The following is an 8,242-nucleotide window of genomic DNA, read 5'->3' on the forward strand; positions in this document are numbered from 1 at the left end:
TGAATTGGTTGAAAATGAAAACGCCGCCGGACGATGCCGGCGGCGCGATGTGCGTCGGTTAGGAAAACAGACCGCTATTCGGCGGCTTCGAGGAAAGCCTCAGGGCCGGTATCTCCCGCCTCCGTCGCATTGGCAGGAGCTTCCATGTCGCCGGCATCCTCGTCCTGATCCTCGACGATCTCGTTGCGAGCCTTCCAGTCGGCAAGTTCGTTCGCGTCGGGCGCAAACAGTGCGGACGCATGGACGAAGCGCTCCTCCGTAAAATACTCAACAAGGGCGGCACGAGTCTCGCGCACCTTGTTGCGCGGGAGAACGGAAGAGTCCTTGCAAGCCGCCTCGAGCGCCTGCCGGGACAGGCAGCGGAGAAAATCCTCCGTCCCCATATTGGGCAGGAAGCTGTCGGCACCGACGACGTCTCCGGCAATGCGCGAGACTATGCCGCTGTTCGACATGTTGCGGCGGCACGACAGCACCTCGATCAGGATCGATCGCACCGCGACCCTGAGCTCATCCATGTCGAAAGAGAACTTGCCGGTTTCATCGACGAGAGAGGCTGCAAGGGGTGCAATTTTGCTGCGGAAGGAGACGGTATTGCCCGCTCCCGTATCGACGCGGACATTGTTGCCGGCAAAGGCAATGACGAGCAGCGCCATCAGCGTATCGTCCTCGATCGGTGCACGGCCGAGCGCCTCGTGAAGCGCGTCGGTGCGGAAATCGCCGATCATGTCCTGGCCCTTCTGGGTGACGTCCGGCCGCTGCTTCGGCAGGGCGGCACTACCCTCCTCCGTCTTGTCACCCGACTGTTTTCCAGTGGCCGCTTTCGGCTCGGGCATCCGGTAGACCACCGATTGCACCTTGCCGTCGCGGTCGAGATACATGGCCGTCTGGTCGGATTTTTTTGGCTTCCCATAAACACGCTCGGCCTTCTTCGGCAGGTCCGGACCGTTCCAGCCGTTGGCTTCGGTGATGATGCCGCCCTTTGGCAGATTTTTGGTCATCCATTCCTGCTGCGCGCCGAGAAAGGCCTCGACGTCCGTCGTGTAGCGGCTGTCCTCGTCGGCGGGCGCAAACAGGTCCTCCACCCAGGCGATGCCGTAGGCCTGCGCAAGCTCATCGTCGAAACTGGCGTCACGGGCATACATGCGGGTCTTGGAGAGACCGTTGGCGACTGACCACCAGGAGGTTGTCTCGTTTCGCTTTGGCTTGTGTGCCTTCCAGACTTGCTTTTGCTCATCGAGCGAAGCCGACGCGATGGTCCTGAGCTGCCGCTCGTCGGGCATGTCGCCCTTGGCCATCTGGTCGAGCATGGCGGGCAGCACATTGGCAAGAAGCCGGAGTTTCTTGATCTGGCGAACGGGAAGCGAAAGGGCTGCCGCGATGCCTTCCTCGCTCCAGGCGAGCGCGACCAGGCGCTCGATGGCGCGCCATTGATCGACCGGGTTGAGCGGTTCACGGGCGATATTCTCGACCATGGAGCGCATGGCGCCGCCGTCCTCGGCCGCATCGTCGACAATCACCTCGATTTCGTCGAGTTCAGCGGCGATCGCGCCTCTTGTGCGGCGATGACCGGCCTGAATGATGAAGCTGTTGCCGCCGTCGGTCTCGGGGGAGACCACCGGCGGCTGGATGATGCCGACGGCCTTGATGGTGGCCAGCATCAGGGCATCGGCCTGCGGGCTCGACTTCGAGCGGCGGGCATCGTCGGGATTGTCCTTCAGCGCGCGCGGATCGATCTTCATGAGATGCATGGGGAACTCCTTTTCGAGGTCAAAGTGGACCCGGCACCGCGCCGGCTCCCTTTCTCGTCTTCTTCCTGAAGACATCCTCCGGACCGCGGAGCGGGCGGGCCGATGCAACTGCGATCGAGCGTCCCTGCCGGGCAGGACGAGCGGGGCTGACAGCCCTGCGAAGAACGACGGGCCGGGATGACGAGCGGCGCGGTTGAGCGCAAGCGGCACCGGCCGGAGCGCTCTGCGACCGGTCCCCTTCCCTTCTTCTCGTCTTCTCAGGCCGCTTCTGCGGCCTTTTTCCCTTCTTTCAGAACTTCATCCGCCAGGTCAGCCTCGATTTCAGCGAGCTGCCGGCGTTTCTCGGCAAGCTCCACTTCGAAGCCGAATTCCCCGCCCTGGCGAGACTGGTAGGAGGCAAGCCGGCGCTTTGCATCGTCGAGCCGGAAGCGGTATTGCGCCCGCTCCTCCTCGAAATCGGAAAGCACGTGCTCGATGCGCGACACCGCGCCGAGCGGCGTGACGGTCAGGGCAAGATCGATCCCGGTCTCCGCGCCGCATCTCGCAAGCGTGACGTCATAGCGGAAATCGTCCTGGCCGAAACGCTGGCCGGAGAAGATCAGGTCGAAACCGCCGATGGCCGCGAGGGTTGTCTCGTCCTCCTCCCGCAGATGCACGAGGGTCATGATTTCCTTCATGAGAGCACGGCCGGCGGGCTTGCGCTCGGTGAAGGACTGTCCGCCGACGGTCATTGCGAAGGCATCGCCACTGGTCGGGATCCTGCGTTCGATGTCCTTGCCGATCTCGGCGATCCGCCGGGTGTAGAGTTCGATGTCGCGTTCGGCATTGCGGATCTGGCGGCGAACGGCGAATTGATCGTCGCGGTGCGCAGCGCGCAATCGCTCGAGCCGGGCGATGTCGGCTTCCAGCCCCGCCTTTTGCATCAGGCGCTGATCGCCGGAAGCAATTGCCTTCGCCATGGCGAACTGGTTGGCCTGCCCTTCGCCCAAATCTTCGAGCCGGCGAACGGATGTATCGCCGGAGAGCGCCGCGGCAATGAAGCGGGCTTTGCGCTCGTTGTTCTGCCACATCTGCGCGTCCATCGAGCCTTCGGTGGCATAGGCAAAGATATCGATCTCGTCATGCTGATTTCCCTGCCGCTCGATACGGCCTTCGCGCTGCTCGATCTGGGAGGGCAGCCACGGCACATCGAGATGGTGGAGCGCCTTCAGGCGAAGCTGGGCATTCACCCCGGTCCCCATCGTCTCGGACGAGCCGATCAGGAAGCGGACCTTGCCGGCATTGACGTCGGCAAAGAGCCGCTGCTTGGCCTCTGTCTTCTTGTAATCCTGCATGAAGGCGATTTCGGAGGCAGGGACCCCGCGTCGGACGAGTTCGTCGCGGATCCAGCGATAGGCGGAAAAGCCGCGGGACTTCTCGACGTTGATCGTGCCGAGATCGGAGAAGATCATCTGCGCCGCGCCGGGTAGGTCGAAGGGCACGCCCTCGCGGGTCAGATACTCGTTTTCGCCAGTTTCCTTCCAAATGCGGATGCTGTTCTCGATAAGCTTGTTGAGCTTGTTATCCGGTTCATTCTCCTCGCCGAAGTCGACCAGCCTGAGATCGATCGCAGCATGCCGTCCATCAGTGATGACGGAGAGCAAAATATCGTCGCCGGGCTTTGCAGGTCCTTCGCGCTTTTCGATCGCCTGGATCCGCGCCTCAAGGACCTGCTGGTAGAGCTTGAAGTCCTTGGTCGGCTTGGCGGTGATGATCTGGCGCTTGCCCGTCGAGAGCGCGGGGACTTTCACATATTGCTTCAGGTCGGCGGGGAGCACGACGTCTGCAAAGGAGCGGAACATCGCGATCAGTTCCGGTACGTTGACGAAGGTGGCAAAGCGCGAGACGGGCTTGTATTTGCCGGACGGTTGCAGTTCAAGCTCGGTCGCCACATCGCCGAAGGTCGAGGCCCAGGCGTCAAATTCGTGCAGGCCACGCTCCTTCAAGGCATCAAACCCAAGGAACCGCTGCACGGAGAACATTTCTCCGAGCGTATTGGTGATCGGCGTGCCGGACGCCAGCACCAGTGCCCGGCCGGGGTTCTTGGTTTCGATGAGTCGGGATTTCACATAGAGATCCCAGGCGCGCTGCGAGCCGTTCGGATCGACGCCCTTCAGGGTGGACATGTTGGTCGCAAAGGAGAGTTTCCGGAACTCCTGGGCCTCGTCGACGATGATCTGATCAATCCCGATCTCGGAGATGGTGAGGAGGTCGTCCTTGACCGAGCCGAGGGATTCCAGCCGATCCCGCAATCCCTCTTTCAGCCGTTCCAGGCGCTTGCGCGACACCCGGTCGTCGCTTTCGACCCGGGTGAGCAGATCTTCGTAGACGCCAAGTTCATCCTCGATCATCTGCTTTTCGAAAGCGGCCGGAACGGCGATGAATTTGAAGGCAGAATGAGTGATGATGATCGCGTCCCAGGAGGCCATTGCGGCGCGCGACAGGAAGCGGTGCCGCTTGTCTTTGGAAAAATTCGTCTCGTCGGCGACGAGGATGCGGGCTGTCGGATAGAGCGCGAGGAACTCGCGGGCGGCCTGCGCGAGGCAATGACCGGGCACGACCAGCATGGCTTTCGAGATCAGGCCAAGACGCCGCTGTTCCATGATGGCGGCCGCCATCGTCATGGTCTTGCCGGCGCCGACGGCGTGGGCGAGATAGGTCGAGCCAGCTGAGATGATCCGCCAGATACCGCGTTTCTGATGGCCATAAAGACCAAAGGCGCTGGAGGCGCCCGGGAGCTGTAGATGGTCCCCGTTGAAGGATCGGGGTGCAATGTTGTTGAAAGTGTCGTTGTAGACTCGTGCCAGCCGGTCGGTGCGATCAGGATCGGACCAGACCCATGTCTGGAAGGCGGTCTTGATCCTGGCGAGCTTCTCCTTGGCCGCCTCGGTGTCGACGACATTCAAAACCCGGCGCTCACTGTCGCCATCCCTGACCGTGTCGAAGATCTGCGGCACCCGGCTGTTGAGTGCGTCGTCCAGCAGCTCACCGGCATGCCTGCGCTTTGTGCCCCATTCGGAGGTGCCCTCAGCCCGGTAGGCGAGCATTCGGGCATCGACTGTCCAGGAGGCGAGTTCGGCCAAGTGGTGAATCCGGATGTCCGCTCCCATCGTCTCCTTCACGAAATCGACCACATCAGTTGCGGGGATCCAGGGAGCGCCAAGCCGCGCGGTGATGTCCGACGGGCTGAGATCGGCCGGCTGCACCGCTTCGAGCGCTTCGACATTGCGCTTGTAAGCCGGATCGAGTTCGGCGGCGGCTTGCGCCATCGCCAGCTTGTCGCGCACCGGGCCTGAGAGATAGGCGTCGGAGGTCTGCCACTCGCCGTTCGCCGGGTCCCGGTAGATCGCGCTGCCGAGCGCCTCGATCACAGTGGTGCGGTCCTCATGCAGCAACTCGGCAATATGGTCGAGATCGACACGGCCGCGCTCGTTGAGGACGACGGCGAGCGCATCTGCTGCATTGGTAATGACCGGGACGACCCGCGGTGCAATCACCCGTTCGGAGAAAATCGGGCCGGGCTTGGCCGTATCCGTGTCGAGATCGTAGGTCTCGATGGAGGCGACGAGCCAGCAGTCCGGGTCGTCGAGAAAGGGCTGCAGGTTCGGTCGGCGATGCGTCTCGCGGGTTTCGCCGGTCTGATGGTTCTCGGTGATCGAGACCCTGGTATGGTTGATCGGCCCGAAGTCGCGCACAAAGCTCGACCAGGCGATGCGCAGTTTGACCTGAAGGTCCCGCCACGGCCGATCGGTCTCCTGGGCTTTCAGAACAGCACGCACGGCGTCGCGGATCGGGATCAGTTTTTTGACAATGTTGATCTGTTTTTCGGAAAACCCCTCGCCGGATCGGCCCTTACGGACGGGAACCGGACTGGACTTGCCGTCGATCACCTGCATGAGGCCTTTCGACGGATGATAGAAGAAGCTGCCCTCGCGGACATGGCGTTCTTCGGGCCTGGCGACATCACTGCTTGCCGGGCAAAGCTCGAGATCGAAATCGATCGTGTCTGGCTCGCCATCATAGACGGCGTCCGGAAGAGAGAGGATGGCGGTATCGAGATCAGCCTCGAGATCGCCCTCGGAGGGCAGGCAGGTATAGGTCTCTCCGAATGGACCGGATGTAGTCGCGTGGTGGCCAAGCACGTGATCCGGATGCTCGGCGAACCACCGATTGACGCGGAGGGACTCAACGCCCTCCCCGGCAGAAACGACCTCGGCCAGATCCAGCCAGGCCGTATCGCTCTGGGTTTCGCCCGGCTTGCGCTTGCGGAAAAACAGGATGTCGACGACGACGTCGGTGCCGGCATCAGCGCGAAAACTGCCTTCGGGCAGGCGGATCGCCGCGGTCAGATCGGCGGATCTGGCGATGTGTTCGCGTGCTGTGGCGTCCGCCTTGTCCATCGTGCCCGATGAAGCGACGAAGGCGGCGAGCGCGCCGGGTTTCAAAAGATCGATCGACCGGGTGATGAAATAATCATGCAGCCGCAGTCCTATCGAACGGTATGCGCGGTCAGAGCGCACGGTCCGGTCGGAAAAGGGTGGATTGCCGATGACGAGATCGAAATGCGCTGGCAGGTCTGTGCGCGCGAAATCGCCCTCGACGATCCGGGCAACCGGCTGCAGCAGCCGGGTTATCCGCGCGGTGACCGGATCAAGCTCAACGCCGGTAACGAACGAGGTCTTACGGAAAGCTTCGGGCATCATTGCCGGGAAAAGTCCCGTACCGATCCCTGGCTCAAGCACGCGGCCGCCGCGCCAACCGAGGCGCAGCAAGCCCTTCCACATCGCCCGAACGATGAACTCGGGCGTGAAATGCGCATATTGCGTGCAGCGGGCAAGCGACGCGTAATCGGCCTCGCTCACCGCCTCCAGCAAGCCCTCGCCAAGGTCTTCCCAACCATCACGGAACCCGTCCTCACCCGGCCGGGTGAAGATTGCATTGGCGAGGTCGGAGGCGCCGAAGCCGGTAAAGCGGATGAGACGCGCCTGCTCTTCCCTACTCGCGGGCCGGTCCTCGGCCGCAATCGCCGTGGCAAGCTGGATCGCCTCGAGATTGTCGCGGGCGCGGGCTTTCCAGCCCTTCGCCAGCGCACGGCTTCCGGGAAGACGAAAATTGCTGCCGCGCTCCGGCGCTTCCGCGGACTGTCGCTCCGAAGGCTGCCGGCTTTTGGACCGCTTGACCGGCGCGGTCGCTGGCGGCCGGGCAGTCTCGTCAGGTTCGATCACCGGGCTTTCGGTAAAGGCAGTAACGCCGAGGCCCAGACCGGAAGAGAGCGCGCTCTGCGAACTGCCGAACATGTCGAGATTGAAGGGATCGTGGTCAGCCATAGTGGGTTTCTCCTGGATTGCGGGCGCACGAGACCGCACCGCCATGCGAACCGGCGGCGTGGGAACCGTGCGGGATTAAAAAAGGGGTTAGCGGGTGATCAGCGAGAACGAGATGTCGTTCTCGGTAAGCTGGATGCCGAGATGAGTGGCTCCGGGATTCCGGTCAAAACTTGGATTGAGCAGATCGGCATCGATGAACTCGACACCATCGTCGCCTCCGAAGTGCTGGCGCTTGTAGTCCCACCAGTCGGGATTGGCCTTCGGATCGCATTCGCCGGCATAGACCACGAGTGGTCTTTGTCTATCAGTGAGCTTGCCGTTGGACATCACGTAGACGCCTTCGTCGCCAACCAGCCAGAAACCGGGCTTCTCGCACTCGTCTTGCCTCTCGCCAAAATAAGGGTTGCGGAAGCCGCCACTGGCCGCGGCATCCGCTTCTCCGCGCGCAATGACATTGCGGACTGCAGAAATTTCAAATGTGAACATGGGTCGCCTCACGCAGCTTCAAGCGCAGGCAGGTGGCGCAGTTGAACGGGCAGCTTTTCCGAGATCTGCGCATCGCTCAAGGTTTCGAGCAGCTGAAACCGCGTCCCCGGCTGGCCGTGCACGAAAACCGTGCGCTTGCCGCGATGCTTAGGGCTGAAATCCTCACCGGCATATCCGCGATAATCGTCATGCGTGGCGCTCCAGATATGCTCGATCCGCTCCTCACGGGTCATCGCCTTGACCGGCCAGTGCTCGCGCTCGATGATGGCCCCGCGCATGGCGTATGGGGAGCGCGGATCGGACAGATCGCAATAGGCGTGGAAGAACCGCGTCACGCCGTCGAGGCGCAAGTTATAGAAGACGCTGGTGATGCTGCCGGTCAGGAATTCGCGCATGGCGAACATGCCCCCGCGCATCCAGAGCGGCGGCAGGATGTCGAGCATGTAGTCGTGCTGGTCTTGCGCGATTTCGAACCATTCGCCGGCATAAAGCGCGCTGTCATCCTTCTGCCGGCGATCGGGCCGCTGCGCGTGACGGTCGAACAGACGAAACATCTGGCGGCGGTCGGTGACACCGAAATAGATCTTGCGGATTGGAGAGGTCATGGCGGGCTCCTTTGAGGCCTGTCACGGGCTGGAGCGC

4 protein-coding genes are annotated in these 8,242 nt (G+C 62.4%); all 4 read right to left on the reverse strand.

Features of this window, described 5'->3' with window-relative positions; genetic code table 11:
* Positions 1–74 precede the first annotated feature (74 nt).
* Positions 75–1,748: a ParB/RepB/Spo0J family partition protein gene (locus O6760_RS33355; RefSeq protein WP_209171694.1), complete on the reverse strand. Its 1,674-nt coding sequence runs from the start codon at positions 1,746–1,748 to the stop codon at positions 75–77.
* 257 nt (positions 1,749–2,005) lie between these two features.
* Entirely contained in the window at positions 2,006–7,114 is a 5,109-nt protein-coding gene (locus tag O6760_RS33360) for an N-6 DNA methylase (protein ID WP_269586490.1), read from the reverse strand.
* Between the two features lie 87 nt (positions 7,115–7,201).
* A complete protein-coding gene (locus O6760_RS33365; protein WP_269586491.1) occupies positions 7,202–7,600 on the reverse strand; it encodes a DUF3085 domain-containing protein in 399 nt (132 codons plus the stop codon).
* Between the two features lie 8 nt (positions 7,601–7,608).
* The gene (locus O6760_RS33370) at positions 7,609–8,205 is read right to left on the reverse strand and encodes a DUF1419 domain-containing protein (RefSeq protein WP_269586492.1); all 597 of its coding nucleotides are present in this window, start codon (positions 8,203–8,205) and stop codon (positions 7,609–7,611) included.
* Positions 8,206–8,242 lie beyond the last annotated feature (37 nt).

This window comes from Roseibium sp. Sym1, assembly GCF_027359675.1.
In the GTDB taxonomy this organism is placed as follows: domain Bacteria; phylum Pseudomonadota; class Alphaproteobacteria; order Rhizobiales; family Stappiaceae; genus Roseibium.